Origin of the sequence: Microlunatus flavus (assembly GCF_900110855.1) — a bacterium.
GTDB lineage: Bacteria > Actinomycetota > Actinomycetes > Propionibacteriales > Propionibacteriaceae > Microlunatus > Microlunatus flavus.
In genome coordinates, this window is sequence record NZ_FOFA01000002.1 from 521,992 (window position 1) to 546,343 (window position 24,352).

The 24,352-nt window shown below is 74.6% G+C and carries 21 protein-coding genes; 11 read left to right on the plus strand and 10 right to left on the minus strand.

Features of this window, described 5'->3' with window-relative positions; genetic code table 11:
• Positions 1 to 53 precede the first annotated feature (53 nt).
• Genes BMY04_RS06825 through BMY04_RS06835 form a run of 3 tightly spaced genes read right to left on the minus strand, consistent with a single transcriptional unit; the run spans position 54 to position 3,195 of the window.
• On the minus strand, positions 54 to 902 hold the full coding sequence (locus tag BMY04_RS06825; protein ID WP_091178353.1) for a carbohydrate ABC transporter permease: 849 nt from the start codon (positions 900 to 902) through the stop codon (positions 54 to 56).
• Positions 899 to 1,861 (minus strand): carbohydrate ABC transporter permease, encoded by a 963-nt coding sequence (locus BMY04_RS06830; RefSeq protein WP_091178354.1) that lies wholly within the window; start codon positions 1,859 to 1,861, stop codon positions 899 to 901. Before BMY04_RS06830 ends, BMY04_RS06825 begins: the two co-directional genes overlap by 4 nt.
• Before the next feature lie 5 nt (positions 1,862 to 1,866).
• Positions 1,867 to 3,195, minus strand: coding sequence for an ABC transporter substrate-binding protein (locus tag BMY04_RS06835; RefSeq protein WP_091178355.1), 1,329 nt, complete (start codon positions 3,193 to 3,195; stop codon positions 1,867 to 1,869).
• Between the two features lie 71 nt (positions 3,196 to 3,266).
• Here BMY04_RS06835 and BMY04_RS06840 point away from each other — a divergent pair, with 71 nt between their 5' ends.
• From BMY04_RS06840 to BMY04_RS06850, 3 genes are all read left to right on the plus strand, one after another.
• Positions 3,267 to 4,172 (plus strand): NADP-dependent oxidoreductase, encoded by a 906-nt coding sequence (locus tag BMY04_RS06840; RefSeq protein WP_091178356.1) that lies wholly within the window; start codon positions 3,267 to 3,269, stop codon positions 4,170 to 4,172.
• A 21-nt stretch (positions 4,173 to 4,193) separates the two neighbouring features.
• Positions 4,194 to 5,411: a radical SAM family heme chaperone HemW gene (hemW, locus tag BMY04_RS06845; protein WP_091178357.1), complete on the plus strand. Its 1,218-nt coding sequence runs from the start codon at positions 4,194 to 4,196 to the stop codon at positions 5,409 to 5,411.
• An 81-nt stretch (positions 5,412 to 5,492) separates the two neighbouring features.
• Positions 5,493 to 6,515 (plus strand): cation diffusion facilitator family transporter, encoded by a 1,023-nt coding sequence (locus BMY04_RS06850; protein WP_232506150.1) that lies wholly within the window; start codon positions 5,493 to 5,495, stop codon positions 6,513 to 6,515.
• Between the two features lie 28 nt (positions 6,516 to 6,543).
• Here BMY04_RS06850 and BMY04_RS06855 read toward each other — a convergent pair whose 3' ends face one another.
• Genes BMY04_RS06855 through BMY04_RS06865 form a run of 3 tightly spaced genes read right to left on the minus strand, consistent with a single transcriptional unit; the run spans position 6,544 to position 12,057 of the window.
• Entirely contained in the window at positions 6,544 to 7,674 is a 1,131-nt protein-coding gene (locus BMY04_RS06855; RefSeq protein ID WP_091178358.1) for an LOG family protein, read from the minus strand.
• 4 nt (positions 7,675 to 7,678) lie between these two features.
• A complete protein-coding gene (locus BMY04_RS06860) occupies positions 7,679 to 10,375 on the minus strand; it encodes a CHAT domain-containing protein (protein WP_091178359.1) in 2,697 nt (898 codons plus the stop codon).
• The gene (locus tag BMY04_RS06865) at positions 10,336 to 12,057 is read right to left on the minus strand and encodes a S8 family peptidase (protein ID WP_091178360.1); all 1,722 of its coding nucleotides are present in this window, start codon (positions 12,055 to 12,057) and stop codon (positions 10,336 to 10,338) included. Before BMY04_RS06865 ends, BMY04_RS06860 begins: the two co-directional genes overlap by 40 nt.
• A gap of 114 nt (positions 12,058 to 12,171) precedes the next feature.
• On the opposite strand from BMY04_RS06865, the gene BMY04_RS06870 reads away from it, so the two are divergent.
• Positions 12,172 to 13,164 carry an aldo/keto reductase gene (locus BMY04_RS06870; RefSeq protein WP_091178572.1) on the plus strand — a complete coding sequence of 331 codons (993 nt, stop codon included), beginning with the start codon at positions 12,172 to 12,174 and terminating at the stop codon, positions 13,162 to 13,164.
• 20 nt (positions 13,165 to 13,184) lie between these two features.
• Here the strand turns inward: BMY04_RS06870 and BMY04_RS06875 are convergent, their stop codons facing one another.
• The gene (locus tag BMY04_RS06875; protein WP_232506151.1) at positions 13,185 to 13,685 is read right to left on the minus strand and encodes a MarR family winged helix-turn-helix transcriptional regulator; all 501 of its coding nucleotides are present in this window, start codon (positions 13,683 to 13,685) and stop codon (positions 13,185 to 13,187) included.
• Between the two features lie 87 nt (positions 13,686 to 13,772).
• On the opposite strand from BMY04_RS06875, the gene BMY04_RS06880 reads away from it, so the two are divergent.
• Both BMY04_RS06880 and BMY04_RS06885 read left to right on the plus strand, forming a co-directional pair.
• The gene (locus BMY04_RS06880; RefSeq protein WP_091178362.1) at positions 13,773 to 14,354 is read left to right on the plus strand and encodes an NADPH-dependent F420 reductase; all 582 of its coding nucleotides are present in this window, start codon (positions 13,773 to 13,775) and stop codon (positions 14,352 to 14,354) included.
• 49 nt (positions 14,355 to 14,403) lie between these two features.
• Positions 14,404 to 15,267, plus strand: coding sequence for a VOC family protein (locus BMY04_RS06885; protein ID WP_198409968.1), 864 nt, complete (start codon positions 14,404 to 14,406; stop codon positions 15,265 to 15,267).
• A gap of 48 nt (positions 15,268 to 15,315) precedes the next feature.
• On the opposite strand, the gene BMY04_RS06890 is transcribed toward BMY04_RS06885, so the two are convergent.
• The 3 genes from BMY04_RS06890 to BMY04_RS06900 form a co-directional block, all read right to left on the minus strand.
• The gene (locus tag BMY04_RS06890; RefSeq protein WP_091178363.1) at positions 15,316 to 16,701 is read right to left on the minus strand and encodes a serine hydrolase domain-containing protein; all 1,386 of its coding nucleotides are present in this window, start codon (positions 16,699 to 16,701) and stop codon (positions 15,316 to 15,318) included.
• Between the two features lie 63 nt (positions 16,702 to 16,764).
• Positions 16,765 to 18,174, minus strand: coding sequence for a sensor histidine kinase (locus tag BMY04_RS06895; RefSeq protein ID WP_170854031.1), 1,410 nt, complete (start codon positions 18,172 to 18,174; stop codon positions 16,765 to 16,767).
• Between the two features lie 199 nt (positions 18,175 to 18,373).
• The gene (locus BMY04_RS06900) at positions 18,374 to 19,030 is read right to left on the minus strand and encodes an FMN-dependent NADH-azoreductase (RefSeq protein WP_091178574.1); all 657 of its coding nucleotides are present in this window, start codon (positions 19,028 to 19,030) and stop codon (positions 18,374 to 18,376) included.
• Between the two features lie 94 nt (positions 19,031 to 19,124).
• On the opposite strand from BMY04_RS06900, the gene BMY04_RS06905 reads away from it, so the two are divergent.
• The 5 genes from BMY04_RS06905 to BMY04_RS06925 all read left to right on the plus strand — a co-directional run bounded on the left by BMY04_RS06905 (position 19,125) and on the right by BMY04_RS06925 (position 24,322).
• The gene (locus BMY04_RS06905) at positions 19,125 to 19,526 is read left to right on the plus strand and encodes a winged helix-turn-helix transcriptional regulator (RefSeq protein ID WP_091178365.1); all 402 of its coding nucleotides are present in this window, start codon (positions 19,125 to 19,127) and stop codon (positions 19,524 to 19,526) included.
• 243 nt (positions 19,527 to 19,769) lie between these two features.
• Positions 19,770 to 20,363, plus strand: a complete 594-nt coding sequence (locus BMY04_RS06910; protein ID WP_091178366.1) for an acyltransferase — start codon at positions 19,770 to 19,772, stop codon at positions 20,361 to 20,363.
• A complete protein-coding gene (locus BMY04_RS06915) occupies positions 20,354 to 21,730 on the plus strand; it encodes an MFS transporter (protein ID WP_198409969.1) in 1,377 nt (458 codons plus the stop codon). Before BMY04_RS06910 ends, BMY04_RS06915 begins: the two co-directional genes overlap by 10 nt.
• A complete protein-coding gene (locus BMY04_RS06920; protein WP_091178367.1) occupies positions 21,727 to 22,803 on the plus strand; it encodes a TolB-like translocation protein in 1,077 nt (358 codons plus the stop codon). The genes BMY04_RS06915 and BMY04_RS06920 overlap by 4 nt, the downstream gene beginning before the upstream one ends.
• Positions 22,804 to 22,876: 73 nt before the next feature.
• Entirely contained in the window at positions 22,877 to 24,322 is a 1,446-nt protein-coding gene (locus tag BMY04_RS06925) for a glycosyltransferase family 4 protein (RefSeq protein ID WP_232506152.1), read from the plus strand.
• The last annotated feature ends 30 nt before the right edge of the window (positions 24,323 to 24,352 follow it).

The window sequence follows — 24,352 nt, forward strand, 5'->3', positions numbered from 1 at the left end:
CTCAGCGTTTCGCGGGGAAGGGTGTTGCGGGCGAGGCTCGCGCGGAGACGGGCTCAGTCGATGCCGGAACGTTCCACGCCCTGCACGAGCTGGCGCTGCAGGACGACGAAGACGACGAGCACCGGCAGGATCGCGACGGCCGAGCCCATGAACACCTGCGCGACGTCGACGCGCTGGGAGGACGTGTACGCGCTCAGCGCCACCTGGACGGTGCGGTAGGCCGGGTCCTGGCCGATGAGCAGCGGCCACAGGAACGAGTTCCAGGCGTTGAGGAAGGTGATCACGCCGACCGCCGAGCAGATGCCCCAGGCGTTCGGCAGCACGACGCGGGTGAACGTCCGCCAGCGGCCCGCCCCGTCGATCGCGGCCGCCTCCTCGAGCTCGAGGGGGAAGCCCGCGAAGAACTGCCGGAAGAGGAAGGTCGCGAAGGCCGAGAACAGCACCGGCACGACCAGGCCGCGCAGGCTGGAGATCCAGCCGAGGCTCGACACCATGACGAACGTCGGCACGAACGTGACCGTCGTCGGCACCATCAGCGTCAGCACGGTCAGGCCCAGCACCAGCCGGCTGGCCCGTGACGGGACGCGGGCGAGGCCGTAGCCGGCCATCGCGGAGATGGCCACGGTGAGCACGGTCTGCAGCACCGAGACCACGGCGGAGTTGAGCAGGCTGCGGGCGAACCGCACGTTCTGGTCGGCGAAGAGCCGGCGCAGGTTGTCCAGCGACGGGTGGGCGGGCCACCAGACCCAGGACGCGGAGGCGAGCTCCGCCGGCGTGGCCAGCGCGTTGCGCACGACCACGTAGAAGGGCAGCAGGAACACCAGCGCGAGCACGAGGAGCAGCAGGTGGCGGGCGACCTCGGGGCCGCGCCGAACGGGCCCGCGACAGGCGAGGCTGCTCACGCGTCGTCCTTGCGGCCGCGCAGCGCCCGGAGCTGGCCGAGGCCGAGCAGCGCGACGACGATCGTGAGGATCACGGTGCCGGCGCTGCCGACGCCGAGGTCCTGGGTGCCCTGCCCGAGCGAGACGAGGTAGAGGTAGACCAGCGGCGGACGGGCGTACGGCGGGTAGGTCCCGACCTGGACCAGGGTGTTGTAGAACTCGTCGAACGCCTGGAACGCCCCCACGGTCAGCAGCAGGAGCACCGCGACGGAGGTGGCCCGCAGCTGGGGCAGCGTGATCCAGCGGACGACGCGCCACCCGGTCGCGCCGTCGAGCGCGGCCGCCTCGTACGTGTCGGTCGGAATGCGCTGCAGCCCGGCCAGGAACAGCACCATGTAGAAGCCGGCCTGCAGCCACAGCCGCAGGGTGACCAGGACGACCCAGTAGAGGTAGTGCTCGCCGCTGAGCCAGCCCACGGGCTCGAGCCCGACCGCGCGCAGCGCGGAGTTGACGAGCCCGAACCGCGCACCGTTGAAGATCGACAGGCGCCAGACCAGGGCGGCGACGACGTACGAGCAGGCGGTCGGCAGGAAGAAGGCCGAGCGGAAGAACGCCTGCGCGAACCGTGCCCGCGCGACCAGCAGCGCCAGGCCCAGCGACAGCGCGAACGTCGTCGGCACGATCAGCACGGCGAACCCGACGAAGGTCGCCATGCTGACGAGAAAGGGGCGGCTGCCCAGCAGGTAGGCGTAGTTGCCGAGGCCGACGAACCGGGTCGGCGTCACCGTGTTGCGGGCGTCGAAGAACGACAGGTAGACGCTCCACAGCACCGGGACGTAGACGAAGACCAGCAGCCCGGCGACGAAGGGCCCGACGAAGACCCAGAACCAGAGCCGGTCGGACCGGCGCCGGACGGCGGAGCGAGGTCGGTCGGCCCGACCGGGCGGGGCGAGTCCCGGGGTCGGTGCGGCGACGGCCACGACGGCTAGCTCTTGGCCCGGGCGATCTCGGTCTTGGCCGTGGCCGCGACCTGGGCGATCTCGGTCTTCGGGTCCGCGTTCTTGGTGATCACGCGGGTGAGGGCCGCGGTCAGGGCGTTCGACGTCGCGGGCGTCCACAGCTTGCTCGGCGCGTGGCCGAGCTGGTCCACGAACTTCGCCGCCTCGGCACCCGGACCGGTCGCGATCTTGGTCGCCTGCGGGACCAGCGACGGCTTGGCCGGGATGTGGGTGCCGTAGGAGTTCGAGAAGTCGACCTGGTCAGCCTCCTGGTCGACCCACAGCCACTTCACGAACGCCTTCGCCGCGTCGGGGTCCTTGCCCTTGGCGGTGACGATCGAGCCGTACGAGCCGAAGGGCACGGCCGGGCGCCCGTTCGCGCCGATCGCGGGGAAGGGCAGCACGCCGAAGTCGTCGCCGAGCGCCTTCTGCACGTCGGGCAGGGTCCACAGCCCGGTCCACTGCATCGCCGTCTCGCCGTTGGTGAGCGGGCCCGCGTCGAACCAGTCGGCCGAGGCGCTCTTGACCAGGGCGCCCGAGGTCGCGAGGTCGCGGTAGGCCGCGAAGGCCGCGTAGCCGTCGGCGTCGTCGAAGCCGATGCCGGTCTGGTCGGCGTTCAGCTGCTCCTTGCCGGCCGCCCAGACGAGCATCGAGGCGAGCACAGCGACGCCGCTGTCGTTGCCGGCGAAGAAGCCGCCCATGTCCTTCGTCGTCACCGCCTTGGCCGCCGCGACCAGGTCGGCGAACGTCTGCGGCGGCGCCACGCCGGCCTTCTCCAGCACCGACCTGCGGTAGAACACCATCTGCATGTCGACGGTCTGCGGGACCGCGTAGACCTTGCCCTCCCACGTCATCGCGTCGAGCACCGGCTTGGAGAACTGGCTCGCGGCGTCGCCCAGGACCTCGGTGAGGTCGAGGACCTGGCCGGCCCGGATCATGTCGAGCGTGGGGCCGTTGCCGTACTCGAAGACGTCGGGCACGTCGGCGGTCAGCAGCGCCGCCGAGGCGAGCTTGTCGTAGTCGCCCGGGTTCCAGCGCACGGACACGCTCGCCTGGTCGTACGCGGCCGCGTACCGCTTGACCGCGTCCTCGACCCCGTCCTCGCCGTACTCGTGGTACCACTGCGACAGCGCCGGCTTGGGGCCGCCCGACGACCCGCCGGACGCGCTCGAGGAGCTGTCGGCCGAGGGACGGCCGGTGTTGCTGCCGCAACCGGCCAGGCCGGCCGAGCCGAGGCCGGCGACGAGGGCGGAGGCGCCCAGACCCGACAGGAACCGGCGGCGGGGGAGGCCGCGCGGAGCAGACGGAATACCCATGAGCCGGACTCTAGTTGGGGTCACTGACGATCCCGGGCGGCGGACCCGGGAACCACGGACGGAGATCTGGGATGCGCGCAGTCACCTACAGCGAGCTCGGCGGGCCCGAGGTCCTCGAGGTCGCGGACGTGCCCGAGCCGCACGCCGGTCCGGGCCAGGTCCGCATCAAGGTCGCGGCGGCGAGCGTCAACCCCGTCGACTGGAAGACCTTCCGCGGGCTGATGCCCGGTGCCCAGGCGCCCGCCGGACCGACGGTCCTCGGCTGGGACGCCTCCGGCGTGGTCGACGAGGTGGGCGAGGGCGTGACCGGCGTCGCGGTCGGCGACGACGTCTTCGGCTTCGGCCGCGGGACCCAGGCCGAGCGCACGGTGCTCACCGCCTGGGCGCCGAAGCCCGCGTCGCTGGACTGGAGCGTCGCCGCGGCGGCCCCGAGCGCGCTGGAGACGAGCGAACGGGTCCTGCGGCTGCTCGACCTGCAGCCCGGCCAGACCCTGTTCGTGGCCGGCGGCGCCGGTGGTGTCGGTGCGGTCCTCGTGCAGATGGCCGTCGCGGCCGGGGTGACGGTGGTCGCCTCGGCGTCCGCCGACAACCAGGGCTACCTGGCGGAGATCGGCGCCGTCGGGGTGCCGTACGGGGAGGGCCTGGTCGACCGGGTGCGGGCCGCCGCCCCGGACGGGGTGGACGCGGTGGCCGACGTCGCGGGCAAGACCCCCGCCGCCGACCTGTTCGCGCTCGCGCCCAGCCGCGACAAGGTCCTCTCGATCGCCAACTTCGACCTCGCCGCCGAGGGCGGTCGGGTGACGGGTGGTTCCGAGAGCGAGCGGCGGCCCACCGAGGCCCTCGCACAAGGCGTCGAGCTGCTCCGCGAGAGCAAGGTCGTGATCAAGGTCCAGACCTTCCCGCTCGAGCGGGCGCGCGAGGCCTACGAGACGAGCCTGTCGGGTCACGTGCGCGGCAAGCTGGTGCTGCTGCCGTGACGCCGCGACGGAGGCGCTGAGATGCCGTCGACCCTGCCCGAGGGCGAGCCGGCACCCGCGGACGGCCGCCTCCCCGACGAGGCCGTCGCCACGGTCGGCCACCGGCCGCTCGGGATCTACCTGCACGTCCCGTTCTGCACGACGCGGTGCGGCTACTGCGACTTCAACACCTACACCGCCACCGAGCTCGGCACCGACCCCGGCGCGAGCCGCGCGGGCTACGTCGACCGGGCGATCGGCGAGCTCGACCTGGCCCGGAGGGTGCTCGGGCCGCACGCGCCGCCGGTGTCGACGGTGTTCGTCGGCGGCGGCACGCCGACGCTGCTGCCACCCGCGGACCTGGGACGGTTCCTCGCCGCGGTGGAGGAGCGGTTCGGCCTGGCCGACGACGCCGAGGTGACGACGGAGTCCAACCCGGACTCGGTTGACGCCGCCGGGCTCGCGCAGCTGCGGGAGGCCGGCTTCACGCGCGTGTCCCTCGGGATGCAGTCGGCCGTGCCGCACGTGCTGGCCACCCTCGACCGCGTGCACACGCCCGGCCGGGCGCAGCGGGCGGTGGCGGACGCCTGGGCCGCCGGCTTCGACCACGTCAGCCTCGACCTCATCTACGGCACGCCGGGGGAGTCGCCGGACGACTGGTCGACCAGCCTCGACGCGGCCCTGGACGCCGGCCCCGACCACGTCAGTGCGTACGCGCTCATCGTCGAGGAGGGCACCCGGCTGGCCGTGCGCGTCCGCCGCGGCGAGCTGCCGATGCCCGACGACGACGCCCTCGCCGACGCCTACCTGGCCGCGGACGAGCGGCTCTCGGCGGCCGGGCTGAGCGCGTACGAGGTCAGCAACTGGGCCCGTGACGACGCCGCACGCTGCCGCCACAACCTCGCCTACTGGCGCGGTGACGACTGGTGGGGCGTCGGGCCCGGCGCCCACAGCCACGTCGGCGGCGTGCGCTGGTGGAACGTCAAGCACCCGGCCGCGTACGCCGCCCGGCTCGCGTCGGGCGCCTCGCCGGCCGCGGGTCGCGAGCTGCTCGACGCGGGTTCGCGACGAGTGGAGCGCGTCCTGCTCGAGCTGCGGCTCAGCGAGGGGCTGGACGTCGACGTGCTCACCCCGACCGAGCGGCGCCGGCTGCCCGACCTCCGGGTCCGCGGGCTGCTCGAGCCCGTCGAGGACCGCGCCGTCCTCACCCGGGCCGGCCGCCTGCTGGCGGACGGCGTGGTCCGCGACCTCCTCGACTGACGGGGCACCGTTCCCAGGAGCGTCGAGGCGGGCACGTGCTCACCCGCCGCACCGGCCGATGCATGACTAGGCTCATGGACCGTGCCTCCTGCGGAACCCACCACCGACCCCGGTGACCTGACGTCGCTGACGCCGGCGTCCTCGCGGCCCACGAAGGGCAAGGACGGCAAGGAGAGCAAGGGCGGCGAGAGCCTCTTCACCGTCATCCTCGCCTTCACGGCCAACCTCGTGATCGCCGTGGCCAAGACGATCGCGGCGATGCTGACCGGGTCGGCGTCGATGCTCGCCGAGGCGGCGCACTCCTGGGCCGACACCGGCAACGAGATCTTCCTGCTCATCGCCGAGCGGCGCTCCGGACGACGCCGCGACGAGGAGCACCCGCTCGGCTACGGCCGGGAGGCGTACGTCTGGTCGATGATCGCGGCGTTCGGCCTCTTCACCGCCGGCGCGGTCGTCTCGATCAGCCACGGCATCTCCGAGCTCCGCGACCCGGAGCCGGGTGGCGACTACCTGATCGCCTACATCGTGCTGGCGATCTCGTTCGTGCTCGAGGGGACGAGCTTCCTGCAGGCGCTGCGTCAGTCGCGCAAGGACGCCAAGGCCTTCGGCCGCACCACCCTCGGCTTCGTCCTCAACACGTCCAACCCCACGCTGCGCGCCGTCTTCGCGGAGGACTCGGCGGCCCTGGTCGGACTCCTCATCGCGGGCGCCGGCATCGTCCTGCACCAGGTCACCGGCTCGCCGGTCTACGACGCCCTGGGCTCGATCGGCGTCGGGCTGCTGCTCGGGGTGGTCGCGGTCATCCTCATCGACCGCAACCGGCGCTTCCTCGTCGGCGAGGCGGTGCCCGCCGACGCGCGGGCCCGCGTGCTCGCCTTCATCCTCGCCCAGCCCGAGGTCGAGCGGGTGACCTACCTGCACCTGGAGTTCGTCGGGCCGTCCCGGCTCTACCTCGTCGCCGCGGTCGACATCACCGGCGAGGCGACCGAGACGACCGTGGCCCACCGGCTGCGCGAGGTCGAGCGCGAGCTCGAGGTCGAGGACGTCGTCGAGGAGGCCGTCCTCACGCTCAGCACCCCCGAGGAACCCGCCCTCACGCTCTGAGGGCGGACGGGGACGCGCCGAGGCGGGGTCAGCCGGTCACGATCTCCAGCGCCGCGTCGACGTCGTCGACGACGTGCACCGCGTCGGCCATCGCCGAGTCCCGGGCAAGGGCGGCCAGCAGCGGCCAGGCCGGCAGCGTGCGGGTCCAGTGCTCCACGCCGAGCAGCACCAGTGGCGCGGTCGCGAGGCCGCGGGTGGCGTAGTAGCGGTCGTTGGCCGCCTGGAACACCTCCTGCACGGTCCCCGAGGCGCCCGCCGCGAAGACGATGCCGCCGCCGCAGCGGTGCAGCAGGGTGTCCTCGCGCAGCGCGTTCGCGAAGTACTTGGCGATGGCGGTGCCGAAGACGTTCGTCGGCTCGTGGCCGTAGAACCACGTCGGGATGCTCAGGCTCAGCCCGGCCTGCCCGGCCTCGGCGCCCGGCCAGCGCCGTCGCACCGCGAAGGCCGCCTCGGCCCACGCGTCCACGTCGTCGCCGTAGTCGGCCGCCCCGGCCAGGTGGCCGAGAGCGGTGGGCAGGGCGTCGGGCCAGGGCGCCAGGTAGGCGCCGAGGTTCGCGGCCTCCATCGCCCCCGGTCCGCCGCCGGTCAGCACCACCCGGCCCGCCCGGCCCAGCCCGAGTCCGAGCCGGGCGGCGGCCGCGTACGCGGGTTCGCCCCGCCGCAGCGCGTGCCCCCCCATCACGCCGACCACCCGCGCGACGTCGAGGGCGTCGGTCGCGTCGTCCAGGGCGCCGTCGACGCTGTGGTCGTGCAGCGTCGCGGCCAGGTCCGCGGTGAGGGTCTGGCCGCGCCGCGAGCGGCTCCACGCCCAGGTCGCCGCGTCGGGGCTCTGCGCGTACGGCGGCCGGTGCCCCGAGGCGTCCACGCCGTACAGCTCCTCGGGGGAGTAGAGCGCGGGCCGGTAGGGGTCGAAGGGCACGTCGGGCAGCGCCGGGAACAGCAGCGCCCCGCGCGAGCGGAGGCTGGCCGCGACGTCGACCGGTTCGGTGGCGAAGCGGCAGCCGAGGAAGACCGAGCCACGCACGTCGCGGTGCAGCAGCTCGTCGCTGCGGCCGGTCAGGTCCACCGAGGAGACGAACCAGTCGCGCAGGGCGCCGGGCCGGCCCGCCCGCGCGTCGAACGTGGCCAGGTCGTCGACCTCGACGGTGCGGCTGCTCACCCCCTCATCCTGCGGCGGCGGACCCCGCGAACCGCACCGCCGCTCCGAAGCAGGTGAACGGCACCGGCTGGTCCGTCGCGGCAGCCGCGTCGGCCAGCGCGACCGCGCTGTCGGAACCCTCCGCCAGCCGCCGGTGGTAGCCGACCATCACCTCCGCCGCGACCTCGTCGCCGACCTCCGCGACGCCGGAGACGACGCAGCGCGCCCCGAGCTGCAGCAGCACGCTCGTCAGCCCGAGCGACTCCTCCCCGGGCCGCACGGTGGCCTGGCCGAGCTCGCAGGCCGACAGCACCACGTGATCGGGCACCTGCCCGGCCTCGAGCTCGTACGCGAACAACGGCCCGTCGGCGAGGTCGAAGGAGGAGAAGAGCGGGCTCTGCGCGACGTGGTGGCCGTGGGTGGCGAGGTGGGCGAGCGTCGCCCTGGAGGCCCGGTCGGTGAAGGCCTCCCGGGTCGCCGACGCGCCGTGCAGCACCCCGGCGCCCGGCCAGGTCGCGGCCACCTGCTCGACCTCGCGCAGGGCGGCGGGCACGTCCGGGCCGGCCACCGCGACGACGCGCGCCTCGCGCGGTCGGGCGGACGGTGGCTCGGAACGGCGCCACCACGCGCCCGCCGTCGGCGCCACCTCGACCGGCCGCCCGCGCAGGCTCGGCAGGCAGCCCCACGGCAGCGTGCTCAGGTCGGCGGTGGGCACGACGACGAGCGGGCCGTCGCCGAGCCCGAGCCCGCCGAGCAGCAGGGCGTCAAGCGCCGCGAGCTTGTGCCGCGCCGACGCCGACGCGCTCGCGCGCAGGCGCTCCGGGAGCCGCGGGCGGGCCACCACGTCGAGGTCGGCGCGCACCGTCCGGGTCAGCGCCGAGGCCCGCGCGGCCACCCCGGCCAGCCGGACCAGCCGTGGTCGGGCACGTCCGAGCACGACGACGACCAGCTCGTCGCCGTGCCGACCGAGCAGGAGCATCTGCCGCACGCACGCGGCCAGCCGCTCGCGGACCTCGACCAGGGGCGTGGCCGTGCCGACGGGGGGGAGCCCGCCGACCTGCCAGGACAGGCCGCGCAGCTCCTCGGTGACGTCCGCGACGCGCTGGCGGACGCGCTGCGCCTCGGCCCGGTGGTCCGGGTCGGCGCCGATCTCGTGCAGCGTCGTGGTCAGCTGGCGCAGCTCGACGAGCAGCGGGGCCGAGCTGCCGCTCGGGGGCGTGACGGGGACGAGCCGGCGGGAACGTTCGCGGCCCCGCTCCAGTGCGGCGAACACCGCCGCCGGTCGACCGCCGGACAGCGCCAGGTCCAGGTCGAGCGCGGCGAGCCGCCGTCCGTGCAGCGCGCTCGCCGTCTGCAGGTCGACGCTGCCGAACCGCGCCTGGTAGCGGGCCAGGTCCTCCAGCCCGAGCCGCACCTCGCGCGCGGCGGCGGCCGGGTCGCCGAGGGCGCGCTCGAGCTGTCCGGCGACGGTGCGGCGCTGCAGCCGCACCTCGAGGACGTCGGTCCGGCTGGGGCGGGGGAGCGCGGCGTACGCCCGCTCGGCCTCGGCCGGCCTGCCGGCCCTCAGCAGCGCCTCAGCGGCGACCAGCCGCGCCGTCGTCGCGTACGGCGTGAGTCCCTCCGCCGTGAACTCCTCGGCAAGGCGGAGCGCGGGGGCGACGAGCAGGCTCGCCGGCCGGCCGTCCGCGAGGTCACCGGCCAGCAGGACGAGCTCCGCCCGGCGCCGCCATGCCTCGTTTCCGCGCCGACGGAAGCGGTTGCGGGCCGAGCCGGCGAGCCGGCGGGCGAGGTCGAAGCGTCCGGTGAGCAGGGCCAGCTGGGCGCCGGACAGCTCGATCTCGGCGACCCAGGCCCAGGCCCGCCCCCGCCGGGCGGCGTCGGCCGCACGCCGCAGGGCCGTGTCCGCCTCGTCGATCAGCCCCGCCTCGGTGAGCACCCGGGCCAGGTCGAGCAGCGACGTCGCCAGCGTCGTCTCCTCGCTGCCGAGCAGCGCCTCCCGCATCAGGCGCAGGGCCGTGGGGAGGTCGCCCGCGAGGAACTCGGTGTAGCCGAGGTTGTGCCGCGCCATGGCCGCGAACTTCTGCAGGTCGGGCTTCGAGCCGGCCCGGACCAGGCACCGCTCGAAGTCCTCGCGCGCCCCCTCGAGGTCCAGCCGCTCGAGCCGGACGGTGCCGCGGTTGACCAGCATCCGGCAGACGTCGAGGTCGGTGGCGGCGTCGGCCAGCGCGTCGGCCAGCGTGAACTGCGCGAGCGCCTCGTCCCGGGCCCCGACGCGCAGGGCGCGCAGCGCCCGGGCCTGGCGGACGGCGAAGGTGAGGTCGTCGGCCCCGAGCGTGACGGCCCGCGCCGCCGCCTCCTCGAGGCGGGGCAGCCCGGCGCCCTGGCCGAAGATCTCCTGCTCCATCGCGGCCAGCAGCGTGAGCAGGCGCACCTCGAGCCGGGACAGCGACGGGTCCGCCGCCTCCGCGCCCGCCGCGCCGTCGCGGCCTGCCGCGTCCTCCGCAGCGGTCCGGCCCGGGAGCAGCCGGAGCCCCGCCTCCGCCTGCCGTCGGCTGAGGTCGTAGCGGCCGCGGTTGGCGGCGGCGACCGCGCGCGCGTGGATGAGCTCGACGCGGACCCGCACGTCCGGCGCCCGCGCCGCCGGGGCCGGCGAGCGCCTGGTCAGCGGGTCCCCGGCACGGCTCAGGCCTGCGGGGCCGCGCGGCGCAGCGAGCTCCAGCACACGTCCAGGGGGTCCTCCTGCTCGTCGGGGTCCTGGCGCAGCCGGCGCGAGGCGTTGAGGCACTGCGCGACGTCGCCGGCCAGCAGCGGCGCGGCGAACGAGGTGCCGCTCCAGGTGGCGAAGCCGGAGCGGAAGTCGTCCGGGTCGATGGTCGCCCGCACCTGCCCGCCGGCGACGAGCTCGACGCTCGGGGCGCTGCCGCCGTCGAAGGAGGTGGGCACGGTGCTGACGAGCGCGGCGCCGGGCCGCCACGTCCGCACCCACGGACCCGCGTTGGAGAACAGGGCGACCGTGCCGTCCGGGTTCGTCGCCCCCACCGCGACCAGCGGGATCTCCTCGGGCACCTCGTCGGGCAGGGGCGACCACGGCGCGAAGGCGGCCGGGTACGCCGGGCGCGACGTCGCGTCGTTGCCGGCCGAGGTGACCACGGCGACCCCGAGCCGGGCCAGCGCGCGCAGCGCGGTCCGCATCACGGGGTCGAAGTCCGCGTCGGTCGGCTGCTCGTGGTAGTAGCCCAGCGAGAGCGACACCACGTCCACGAGGTCCTCGGTGCGCCGCTCCTGCAGGGCCAGCGACTGGCGGACCCAGAGCATGCTGAGTGCCAGCAGCAGGTCGTACTCGTCGATGACGCCGTCGGGCTGGACGACCCGGACCGAGAGGATGCGGGCGTCGGGGCAGCGCTGGTGCACCAGACCCGCGATGAACGTGCCGTGGCCGGCCTCGATGTCGAGCGAGCCGGTGAGCGCCCCGCTGAGCACGCCCAGCCGCTCGACGTCGGTCGCCTCGTCGGTGAGCCCGATCGGCAGGTCCCCGCACCGCGGGGCGCGCTCCACGACGGCGTCGAGCCACGGGTGCCGGCCGGTGCCCGTGTCGAGCACGGCGACGACGGGGCGTCGGGCGCCGTCGAGGTCCGCGTCGGCGCGCCGGGTGGGCGGCGGCCCCATCCACGTCACGGGCATCCGGCCCCCGGAACCCGGCTGCGCGTACTCCGCGGTGGCCTGCGAGAAGGCGACGTGCGGCATCGGGGAGAACGGGTCGGCGCCGGCGCTGAAGGCGACGTGCGGGAAGGGCGTCGCGCCGAAGGCGACGTGCGGGTTGCCCCCGATCCCGAAGGCCACGTGCGGCTTCGGGGTGATGGCCCACGGCACGTACGGCGCGGGGTCGAGCCCGCCGGTCGTCAGCAGGTGCATCAGCGACACCGCGCCGGCACCCGGACGTCCGCGGAGCAGGCGGCGGAACCGCTGCAGCACCACCCAGGCGTCGACCGCGCCGCGCGGTTCCTCGTCGTCGTGGGGCCGGCGCAGGTGCACCCGCAGCACGAGGGGGTGGTCGTCGGAGTCGAGCAGGCCGGCGCGGCCCGCCAGCCCGGCCAGCCGGGCGTCGACGTCCTCGACCTCGAGCTCGTGGTCGGACCCGGCCGCCTGCTCGAGGGCCGCGTGGACCTCGGGCGCCATCCGTCCGTCCCGGCCGGGTCGCACGAGCAGCTCGTCCCCGGCGTACGCGGTGGGTTGGAGGGTCTCGCCGCCGAAGCGCAGCGCCGAGCCCGGGTCGAGGAACCGTGCCCCCCGCGGGTCGAGGTGGTCGCGTCGGGGGCCGTGCCGGCGCGGCGTCGGGGCCAGCGGAGGCCCCGCGAGGGCGGAGGCGGCGGCGGTTCCGGCGGGGTCGGCGGGGTCGTGCGGCATCGGCAGGCCTTCACAGGTCAGAAGGGGCGGGACCTTTCTACCGCGACGGAGGCGAAAGGGCGACGGCTGATACCTCCCCAGGGGTGCCGCGCACCCGCCGGTAGCGTCGTGACCATGGAAGAGCGCATCCTCGGTCGGACCGAACGCCCCGTCTCCGTCGTCGGTCTGGGGACCTGGCAGCTGGGGGCCGACTGGGGCGAGGTGGACGAGTCCGACGCGCTCGCGGTCCTCGACGCCGCCGTCGAGGCCGGCGTCACCGTCTTCGACACCGCCGACGTCTACGGCGACGGACGCAGCGAGAGCCTCATCGGCCGCTACCTCGTCGAGCACGACGACGTGGAGCTGACCGTCGCCACCAAGATGGGCCGCCGGGTCGACCAGGTGCCCGAGAGCTACGTCCTCGAGAACTTCCGCGGCTGGGTCGACCGTTCGCGGCGCAACCTGGGCGTCGACCAGCTCGACCTCGTCCAGCTGCACTGCCCGCCGACGCCGGTCTACTCCTCCGACGCGGTCTACGACGCGCTGGACACGCTGGTCGAGGAGGGCTCGATCGCGGCGTACGGGGTCAGCGTGGAGACCTGCGACGAGGCGCTCACGGCCATCACCCGGCGGGGGACCGCGACCGTTCAGATCATCCTCAACGTGTTCCGCCGCAAGCCGCTCGACTTCGTCCTGCCGGCCGCGCAGGAGGCGGGCGTCGGGATCATCGCCCGCGTCCCGCTGGCCAGCGGCCTGCTGAGCGGGCGCTACGACGAGAGCACGACGTTCGCGGAGAACGACCACCGCACGTACAACCGGCACGGCGAGGCGTTCGACGCCGGGGAGACGTTCTCGGGCGTGGACTACGAGACGGGCGTCCGCGCCGCGCGGGAGTTCTCGCGGCTCGTGGCGGAGCTGCCGTTCGAGGCGACGCCCGCCCAGGCGGCCCTGGCCTGGGTCGTCCAGCAGGCCGGCGTCACCACCGTCATCCCGGGTGCACGCTCGCCCGAGCAGGCCCGCGCGAACGCGGCCGCCGGCGAGCTGCCGCCGCTGGGGGAGGACTTCCTCGCCGCCGTGGCCGACCTGTACGACCGCGAGCTGCGGGAGTCGGTGCACCCGCGCTGGTGAGGCCCTGGTGAAGCCCTGGGTCAGGCGCCGTCGGGCCCGAGCATCGAGGCCAGCATCTTGTGCTCGGGGTCGAGGCGCTCGAGCAGGCGGGCGCTGATCGCCGACAGCTGGTCCAGCTGCTCGGGCTCCAGCGCGTCGACCACGAGCGCCCGCACGGTGCGCACGTGGCCGGGCGCGGCCTGCACGACCTTGGCCCAGCCCGCCTCGGTCAGCACGAGGTTCGTGGCGCGCCGGTCGCCCGGGCACGGCTCGCGCCGGACGTAGCCCGCGTCGGCGAGCCGGTTCACCACCCGCGAGAGCCGCGGCAGCGTCGCGTTGGTCATCGCCGCGAGCTCGGTCGCGCGCAGGGTCCGGTCGGGCGCCTCGGAGAGCATCGCCAGCGAGTAGTAGTCGACGTGGTTCAGCTGCTCGTCGCGCTCGAGCTGGGCGTTCAGCGCGGCGGGCAGCAGCTCCATGACCGCCGCAAGGCGCAGCCAGGCGCGGCGCTGCTCGTCGTCCAGCCAGGGCGTCTCGTCGTCCACGCAAGCCATCCTACCGAGTTGGTTGCACCTACAACCAAAGGCTGCTATCTTATTGGTTGTAGATACAACCAATCGAAGGAGCAGGGCATGAGCACCAGCAGCGTCACGATCTTCGGTTCCGGGAACATGGGCACGGCGATCGCCGACCTCGCCCGCCGGGCCGGCAGGACGGTGCAGCACATCGGCAGCGCCGACGCCGACGCGCAGGTGACGGGCGACCTCGTCGTCCTCGCCGTGCCGCACCCGGCGCTCGACCAGATCGTGTCCGCGTACGGCGACCAGCTGGCCGACCGGACCGTCGTCGACATCACCAACCCGCTCGACTTCTCGACCTTCGACTCCCTCGTGGTCCCGGCCGACGCGTCCAGGGCCGCGGAGCTCGCCGCCGCGGTCCCCGGGGCGAAGGTGCTCAAGGCCTTCAACACCAACTTCGCCGCGACGCTGGGCAGCGGGCAGGTCGGTGAGCAGCCGACCACCGTGCTCGTGGCCGGGGACGACGCCGAGGCCAAGCAGGACCTGCTGGACCTCGTGACCGCGGCCGGCCTCCACGCCGTCGACGCCGGTGCGCTGAAGCGGGCCCGCGAGCTGGAGGCGCTGGGATTCCTCCAGCTGACGCTGGCGGCCGGCGACCAGATCGGCTGGACCGGCGGCTTCGCCGTCGTCCGCTGAGCCCGGCGCGGCACCGACCGGCACCCGACGAGCACGAGACGAGGACGCGATGAGCACCGACCTGATGGCTCCTGAGACCCGGATGGGGGCCGTGACCCTCCGGGTGGCGGACCTCGACGCGATGACCGCGTACTACCGCGACGCGGTGACGCTGTCGGTGCTCCGTGCCGCCGGCGACGAGGTCGTGCTGGGGCGGGGGAGCGAGCCGGTGCTCGTCCTCGTCGCCTCCCCGGAGCTGCGCCGCGCCCCGGCCCGCTCGGCCGGGCTGTTCCACACCGCGATCCTGTTCGAGTCCGAGGCCGACCTGGCCACGGCCGTGCAGGCCGTCGCGACCCGCCACCCGGGATCGTTCACGGGCAGCGCGGACCAACTGGTCAGCCAGGCCTTCTACTTCACCGACCCCGAGGGCAACGGCGTCGAGCTCTACACCGACCGGGAACGTTCGGCCTGGAGCTGGACGCACGGGCAGGTGCAGATGGCCACCCTGGCGCTGGACCCGAACCGGTTCCTGCGCGACCACCTCGACCCCGCCGCCGTCGCCGCGGCGGCCGCGCGCCCGGCGACCGTCGGCCACGTGCACCTGTGCGTGGGCGACGTCGCCTCGGCCCGCCGCTTCTACGTCGACCAGCTCGGATTCGAGACCACGGCCGAGCTCGGCGGCAGCGCCCTGTTCGTGAGCGCGGGCGGCTACCACCACCACCTGGCCATGAACACCTGGACCAGCCGCGGCGCGACCCGGCGCCGTCAGACCCTCGGGCTCGGCCTCGTCCGCATCGAGGTGCCGACGGCCGACGACCTCGGGGCGCTGGGCGAGCGCCTGGCCCACCACGGGGTGCCGACCCGGGACGACGGCCGCACCGTCGAGCTCGAGGACCCCTGGGCCAACCGGGTCCTCGTCAGCGCGGCCGCCTGACCCCCCGGGCGGTCGCCGCCGCCGCGCTCGCCCGCCGCCCGGTCCGGGTCAGCGCCGCGGCGTCGCCAGCCGGCGCAGCCGCCCGTGCCCGAGGGGTGCGGTGTGCCAGACGACCTCCGAGCCCCCGGGCCCGGTGCGGACGCGCAGGCGGTGCGGCGACTCGACCAGGACCAGGTCCGCGACCAGGGTGCCCGACCCGTCCGCGCCCTCGAGGTGGCCGCGCGCCGCGACCAGCGCGCCCCACCCGTCGGCCACGGCGACGTCGGAGCGCCGCCAGACCTCGCGCCCGACCTCGACGCCCAGCTCCCGGCCGTCCTCCGCCAGCCGGAGCAGCCACCCGTCGGCGGTCTCCTCGACGCCGAGGACCTCCAGGTCCGAGCTCGCGGCCGCGCGCAGCCCGCGGTCGGTGACCAGGGCCGAGCGGTCCAGCCGGTCGGCCAGCTCCGCTTCCGCGGTGGCCGACGCGGGCCGGTCGAAAGCCGGCAGCAGGTGCGCCCAGGCGGCGTCGAGGACGCCCTGCATGTTCTCCGTCGCCCCGGTGAGCACGAGGACGGCGTCCTGCTCGGGCATCAGCACGACGAACTGGCCGAAAGCGCCGTCCCCGCGTACGGTGCCGTGCCGCCCGCGCCAGAACTGGAAGCCGTAGCCCTGCCGCCAGTCGGGGTTCGGCTCCGCCGGATTCGGCGTGTGCTCGGCGAGCGCCAGGCCGGCCCAGCCCTCCGGCAGGACCTGGTGGCCGGCGTACGCGCCGTCGGCGAGGTAGAGCTGCCCGAAGCGGGCCAGCGCCCCGGTGGTCAGGTGGAACCCGGTGAAGCCGATGTCACGGCCCTCCGGGTGCTGGTCCCACCAGCCCGGCTCGACGCCCAGCGGCTCGAACAGCCGCGGACGCAGGTAGTCGGTGAGCGTCTGGCCCGTGACCTCCTGGACCACGGCCCCCAACGTGTGCGTCGAGGGGTTGTTGTACGCGAAGACGCTGCCCGGGTCGGACTCCGGCTCGAGGGTGAGGAACCCGCGGGCCAGGTCGTCGGGGTCGGCGGCGTTCGCCCGCTCGAGGGTGTCCGCGTGGTGGCCGGTGGCCATCGCCGCGAGGTCCGCCAGCGTCAGGGCCGCCGTCCGGGAACCGACCTCGCCGCGCGGGGCGAGCCGGTCGACGACGCGGTCGGTGAGGGCCAGCCGGCCCTCGGCCACGGCGAAACCGAGCGCGGTGGAGGTGAAGCTCTTGCTCAGCGAGTAGAGCAGCGTCTTGTCGTCGGGGACGTACGGGTCCCACCAGCCCTGGGCGCACACGCGGCCGTGGCGCACCAGGGCGAGGCTGTGCAGCTCCAGGTCGTCGGTGGCCTCGACGGCGTCGAGGAAGGCGGTGACGCCGGCGGCGTCGAGGGCCACCTCGCTCGGCCGGGCGACGGGCAGGGCGGTCGGGTCTGGCTGGTCCACCCGGCGACTCTAGGCAGGCCGCCCGCCCGGGCGGCGGACGGGTCGCACGCGGGGCGGTCGGGCTCAGGTGGCGGAGGTGAGCAGCCGGGGAAGGGCCTCGACGCGCGTGACCCCGGGCAGCTGGACGGTGAGCTCGGCGCCGCCGTCGTCCGAGCGGCCGGCACGGACGCTGCCCCCGTGGTCCTCGACGGTCTTCGCGACGACCGAGAGCCCGAGCCCGCTGCCGGGCCTCCGCCGGGCGGCGCGGCCGCGGAAGAAGCGGTCGAACACGTACGGCAGCTCCGCTTCCGCGATGCCGGGGCCCGAGTCGGCCACCCGCAGCCGGTTGCCGTCGAGGCGGACGCGGACCGTGCTGCCGGCCGGGCTCCAGGTGACGGCGTTGTCGAGCAGGTGGACGACCGCGCGCTCCAGGGCGTCGGCGTCGCCGATGACGTGCAGCTCGTGCAGCCGCAGGTCGAAGGCGTGGTGGGGCGCCTTCGGGCGGACGCGGTCCACCGCGGCGCGGACGACGACGCGCAGGTCGAGCGGAACGAAGGCCTCGGCACCGTCGCCGCGCGTGAGGTGCACCAGGTCGCCGACCAGGCGCGTGAGCTCCTGCAGCCGGGCGCGGACCTCGCCGAGCACCGCCGCGCGGGCCTCGGGGGTCAGGCACGGCGAGCCGAGGTCGCGGGTCAGCAGGTCGACGTTCTCGGTCAGGCTCGCCAGGGGCGCGCGGAGCTCCTGCCCTGCGTCCGCCACGAGCCGGGACTGGCGCTCCCGCATGGTCGTGATCGAGCGCAGCAGCTGGTTGAACGAGGCGGCCAGCACCGCGACCTCGCCACGCGCCTCGCGCACCGGAACGGACTGGAAGTCGCGGGTGTCGGCAGCGCGCTGCACGGCCCCGGTCAGCTCCCGCACGGGGCGCAGCGCGCTGCGCGCGACGAGGCTCCCCGCGACCGTGGCCGCGAGCAGGCTGGCCAGCACCACGAGCCCGGAGATCACCCGGGCCGCCGAGAGGACCTGGAGGGCGGTGGCCAGGGGGCGCGCGACCACCAGCCCGTCGCCCGTGGTGGGCACGGGCACGACCACCACCACGTACGGCCGGCCCGCGGTGTCGACGCCGCTGCGCCGCACGGTCACTCCGTCCGGACCGGTGGCGGCGAGGTCGCGCGGCGCCAGGACGAGCGTGGCGGTCTCGCCGGGGACGCGGACCACCCGGCCCTGCGCGTCCACCGCCTCGACCACGACGCCGCCGGCCTGCCGGAGCTGCAACGAGAGCTGGTCGGTGGTCGTGAGGGAGCGCGCCGCGGGTTCGACGAGGTCGGCGGCGACACGGAGGGCGACGGACTCCGAGGCGTTCAGCAGCGTGACGCGCAGGGCGACGTAGCCGGCGAGGTTGGACGCCACGACGGCGAGCGCCACGAGCGCGACCGTGAGGACGGTGACGCGCCGCTGCAGCGGGTTGCGCCGCAGCGTGCTCCAGACGCCGTCCACGCGTGGTCTCCGTCCTGACCTGGGCGGCGTGGGGTGCCGGTCAGTGTCGTCACCACGACAGTAGGGCATGCGTTCAGGAAATGTTCAGGTTGAGCGACACGCGTCCTCACGGCGCGCGACGCAGCGCCGGCGACGGGCCTGCGGGCCCGTCGCCGGTGCGCCGTGAGGGACCGGGTGCGGTCCCCGTACGGACCTGGGGTCAGGCCGCGATCTCCCGGCGGCCGCGGCCCAGGCCGGCGCCGTGCTCGCGGGCGACCCGCTCGGCCTCGGCGCGCAGCTCGGCGGCCAGCTCCTTGAACTGGTCCATCGCCGGGTTGACGCCGACCAGCGTGAAGTCGGTCTCGGTGACGGTCAGGTCGAGGCCCCACAGGTCGGCGAGGATGCGGCGCATCCAGGGGGTGGCGTGGTCCCAGCCCTCGCGCGGCGCGCCGGCCTGGTAGTTGCCGCCGCGGACGACGACGAGCTCGGCCGCCTTGCCCGCGAGCGTCGTGGTGCCCGGGGCCATGCGCGGGTCGGTGATGACGAGGTCGACCCACGTCTTGAAGTGCTGCGAGACGCCGTAGTTGAACAGGGGCACGGCGAACAGCAGCGCGTCGGCCTCGACGAGCTCGTCGACCAGCGTCGCCGCGAGGGCCTGGGCCTCGCGCTGGGACTCGGAGCGCTGCTCGGCGGGCACGAAGCCGGCGGTGACGGCGTCACCCCAGGCGGTCGCCGGGATGACGTCGGTGCCGAGGTGGCGGCGGACGACAGCCTCGCCGGGGTTGGCCTCGGTCCAGGCGGCCTCCACCACGTCGGCGATGGCGCGGCTGTGCGAGCCCTCGACCCGGAAGCTGGCGTCCAGACGGAAGAGCGTCATGGTCTTCTCCACTAGTTCGATCTGAGTTGCTAGGTTTTTCCTAGCAGGTAGCCCGATGCTAGCACGGCTAGGATGGGGGTCAAGGAGGGACGCGATGACGCAGACGGCGGGGGCCGGGCAGGACGTGACGCCGCTCGCGGCGTGCGACGCCATGCCGACGTGCGCCGAGGTCGCGCCGACCGTGGTGCGCTGCGACGCGGCGCTGTCGCACGTCTTCGCGATCCTCGGCAAGCGCTGGAACGGCATCATCGTCGGCGCCCTGTCGGCGGGTCCGGCCTCGTTCTCCCAGCTCGGCCGTGCGGTGACCGGGATCAGCGACTCCGTGCTCTCCGACCGGCTGTCCGGCCTGGCCGACGCCGGCATCGTCCGCCGCGAGGTCGAGAGCGGGCCGCCGGTCTCGGTCACCTACGCGCTCACCGAGGCCGGCCGGGCGCTGCTGCCGGCGATGGACGAGCTCCGGCGCTGGGCCGAGGAGCACATGGAGCCGTCGGCCTGACCTGGTGCCGGCGTCCTCGACGCGGAGGGCGCCCTGAACCTGCTCGGACGAACCCCGCGCGGAGGCTGGATACCGCCGGACAGGTCAGAAATTGACGCATTCAGCAACTTCCCTGTCCTTTCTCAGTAATGGCCTGCGCGAAGCGCGCTGACCAGACAGACTGTTCTCGGCTCGGGGGGGCTGGCTGGGGCTGAGTTGCCCACTTCTCCGAGAACGCGCTCGTCGCACTCGGGGGGATCGGTCATGCGCGCACCAGGGCTCGACCCTGCCGTCTTCGTGCACCCGCAGGGGTTGTGCGACTCCGCCGACGTCGGCGCCGGCACCCGCGTGTGGGCGTTCGCCCACGTCCTCGAAGGGGCCCGCATCGGGGCCGGCTGCAACGTCTGCGACGGCGCGTACGTCGAGGGCGGCGCCGTCGTGGGGGACCGCGTCACCATCAAGAACCAGGTGATGGTCTTCGCCGGCGTCACGATCGCCGACGACGTGTTCCTGGGCCCGGGCGTCACCTTCACCAACGACTTCACGCCCCGCGCGCACCTGCACAAGTCGCCCGACGAGCTCGACCCGACCTGGGTGGGGGAGGGCGCGACCCTGGGCGCGCGCGTCACCGTCGTCTGCGGCGTCACCATCGGCGCCGACGCGTTCGTCGGTGCCGGCGCGGTCGTCACCCGCGACGTCGCGCCGCACGCCTTCGTCGTCGGCAACCCGGCGCGCCAGATCGGCTGGGCGTGCCGCTGCGGCCGGCGCCTGCCCGACGACCTGCGCTGCACGTGCGGGCGGACCTGGAGCCTCGACGACTCCGGGCTGCACGAGGGCGAGGTGCTCGCGTGTACGTGAGCCTGCGCAACGCCCCCAAGAGCGCCACGCCCGCGGCCAGCCCCGCCTCTGCCGCGGGCGTGGTCCCGACCGCCGAGGACCACGAGGCCGCCCGCAGCGGCAAGGCCGGGCGCCGTGTCCCCGGGGTCGTGCTCGCCCTGGGCCTGACCAGCCTGTTCACCGACATCTCGTCGGAGGCCGTCACCGCGATCCTGCCGCTCTACGTGACGGCGGTGCTCGGGCTCGGACCCGCCGCGTACGGGTTCGTGGACGGGATCTACCAGGGCGCTTCCTCGCTCGTACGCGTTCTCGGCGGCTGGTGGTCCGACCGCAGCGGACGGCCCAAGCTCGTCGCGTTCCTCGGCTACGGGGTCTCCGCGCTCTCCCGCTTCCTGCTGCTGCCCGTGACCGGGGTCGCCGCCCTCACCGGCGTCGTGGCGCTCGACCGGCTGGGCAAGGGCCTGCGGACCGGCCCGCGCGACGCGATGATCGCCGGCGCCAGCACCCCGGAACGGCTGGGGCGCAACTTCGGCGTGCACCGCGCGCTGGACACCGCGGGCGCCGTCGCCGGCCCGCTGCTCGCGTTCGGCGTGCTGTCCGCCGTGCCCGCCGGGCTCGCGGGCTACCGCGCGGTCTTCGTGCTCAGCATCGCCGCCGCCGTGGCCGGCCTGGCCGTCCTGCTGCTCGCCGTGCCCAACCGGGCCCGGGGCCGGGCCGAGGCCCAGGTGCTCGCCGCGGCCGACGCGGCGGCCGACGGAGCGGCCGAGCCCGTCGCCGCCGTGCCGCCGGAGCGGTGGCGCTGGCGCAACCTCGCCGACCGCCGGCTGCGCTCGCTGCTGCTCGCCGCCTCGCTGCTGGGCCTGCTCACCGTCGGCGACGGATTCCTCTACCTCGTGCTGGCCGACGCGGGCGGCATCGGCCTCACGTACTTCCCGCTGCTCATGGTGGGCACCAACGCCGCCTACTTCGCCCTCGCCGTGCCGATCGGGCGCCTCGCCGACCGCATCGGCCGGGCCCGGGTCCTGGTCGGCGGCCACGTCGTCCTCGTCGCCGCGTACGTCGTCGCCGCCACCACCGGCGCGCACATCGCCGGCGTCGTCGCGGTGCTCGCCCTGCTCGGCTGCTTCTACGCCGCCACGGACGGCGTGGTCAGTGCGCTGGCCAGCCAGGCCGTCCCGGCGAGCAGCCGCGCGACCGGCATCGCCTCGGTCCAGACCGCGGTCGGCCTCAGCCGCTTCGTCTCGTCGGTGGGCTTCGGCCTGCTGTGGCAGCTCACCAGCCGCTCCACCGCCCTGCTCGCCGTCGGCCTGGCCCTCGCGCTGGCCGTGCCGGTCGCGGCCCGCCTGCTGCGCGGCCTCCGGACGCCCGTGCCCCAGGACGCGTCGTGACCCGGGGCCGGCTGGCCGTGCTCGGCCTCGTGATCGCCGCGTGCGTCGCGCTCACCGTCGTCTACGTCCTCCAGGTCCGCCAGGCCGGCGAGGTGCGCGCCGCTACCGCGCCGCCCGTCGCCACCGTCCCGATGGCCGGCGTCCTCGCGGCGCCGCACGTGGTGTTCCGCAACACCACGCTCGGGACCGACTACGGCAAGCTCGCCGCCGTCCCGCTCTCCGACACCACCGGCCCGCGCGCGCTGGGCAGCATCAGCTGCGAGCGCGTCTACGCCACCCGGTCGGCCGGCGTCTGCGTGACCTCCTCCGGCGGCATGGCCCCCACGTACGCGGTCGACGCGCTCGACGCCGACCTCACCAAGACGTCCTCGGCCGCGCTGGCCGGCCTGCCCAGCCGGGCGCGGATGTCGGTCGACGGCCGGCTGGTCTCGACGACCACGTTCATCAGCGGCCACTCCTACGCCTCGTCGTCCTTCTCGACCGCGACCGTGATCCGGGTCGAGGGCAAGGCGCTGTCCAACCTCGAGTCCTGGACGACGCTGCTGCCGGACGGCCAGCGCCTCGTCGCCGCCGACCGGAACTTCTGGGGCGTCACCTTCGCCCCGGACGACGACACCTTCTACGCGACGGCGGCCTCGGGCGGGACGACCTGGCTCGTGCGCGGCAGCATCAAGGAGCGCACGATGCGCGCGCTGCGCACCGACGCCGAGTGCCCGTCGCTGTCGCCGGACGGGCGCCACGTCGCGTACAAGAAGCGCCTCGGCAACCCGACGCCCGGCGTCTGGCGGCTCGCCACCCTCGACCTCACCACCGGCGCCGAGACGCTGCTGGCCGAGACCCGCAACGTCGACGACCAGATGGAGTGGCTCGACGACTCCACGGTCCTCTACGGCATGCCCCGCGCCGGCACGGAGGCCACGACCTCCGACGTCTGGCGCGTCCCCGCCGACGGGAGCGGCACACCCACCGTCCTCGTCCCCAACGCCTCCTCGCCCGCGGTCGTGACCGCGTCCGCCACCGTGCCGGCCGCCACCCAGACCCCCCTGTCCAGCACCACCACACCCAAGGAGTAGTCACTGATGACCATCCGAACGTTCTCGTCGCTTCCGCTCCGGCCGGTGCTCTGACATGGCCACGTTGTTCAAGGTGAGTCCGCGTCGCGCGTCGTCCAGACGCTCCGTCCCCGAGGTCGTCTCGGGGCTGCTCCGCCGGCCGAAGCACGACGCCGCGCCCGAGCGGTCCGGGGGACCCCGCCCGCACGTGCTGATGATCGTGCAGAACCTGCCCGTCCCGCTGGACCGTCGGGTCTGGCTGGAGTGCCAGACCCTGAAGAAGGCCGGCTACGACGTCACGGTCATCTGCCCGAAGGGGCCCGGCGACCCGTCGTTCCAGGAGATCGACGGCATCCGGATCCACAAGTACCGCCCGGCACCGCCGACGAACGGCTTCGTCAGCTACGTCTGGGAGTTCGGCTACAGCTGGGCCCGGACGGCCGTGCTCTCGGCCAAGGTCTGGCGCCACCACCACTTCTCGGTGATGCAGGCGTGCAACCCGCCGGACACCTACTGGCTGCTCGCGCGCCTGTGGCGCGACCGTGGGGTCAAGTTCGTCTTCGACCAGCACGACCTCAACCCGGAGCTGTTCGAGTCCCGCTTCGGCATGCCGAAGCGGTTCCGGGACCGCGCGCAGTACTACGTGCTGCGCTGGCTGGAGCAGATGACCTACCGCACCGCTGACATGGTCATCTCCACCAACGAGTCGTACCGCGCCATCGCCATGGGCCGCGGCCAGCGGGCCGGCGAGGACGTGGTCGTGGTGCGCAGCGGTCCCGAGACCCACCGGATGCGTCCGCTGACGCCCGACCCGGCCCGGCCCCGCGACTCCCGCAAGACGCTCGCGTACCTGGGGATCATGGGTCCGCAGGACGGGGTCGACCAGGTCCTCGTCGTCATGCACGAGCTGGTGCACAACCGGGGTCGCAAGGACGTCCGTGCGGTGCTGATGGGCTTCGGCGACTGCTTCGACGACCTGAAGGCCATCTGCACCCGGCTGGACCTCGACGACTGCGTCACCTTCACCGGCCGGGCGAACCTCGACATGATCGCCGACGAGCTGAGCCTCGCCGACGTCGGCGTCTGCCCCGACCTGAAGTCGCCGCTGAACGACGTCTCGACCATGAACAAGACGATGGAGTACATGGCGTACGCGCTGCCGTCGGTCGCCTACGACCTGGTCGAGACCCGCGTCTCGGGCGGGGACTCGACGCTCTACGTCCCCTCCGGCGACACGACCGGCTTCGCCGACGCCGTCGAGCGGCTGCTCGACGACGAGGACCTGCGCTGCACCATGGGCCGCGAGGCCCGGCGCCGCGTGTCGGAGGAGCTCGACTGGCGCCAGCAGGCCGTCAAGTACCGCTCGGTCTTCTCCCGGTTGACCGGGTGGAGCGAGCAGGACGCCTGGGAGGCCGACGAGGACGGCTCCGTCCTCATGGGCGAGATCGTCGAGCCCGACTGCGACCACCGCGGCCGCAGGTACGTCGACCTCGACGAGACGACCCTGCGCACGTTCATCGCCGACCGCAGCCTGGTGTGACCCTGCTGCTCGACACGACGCCGACACCGG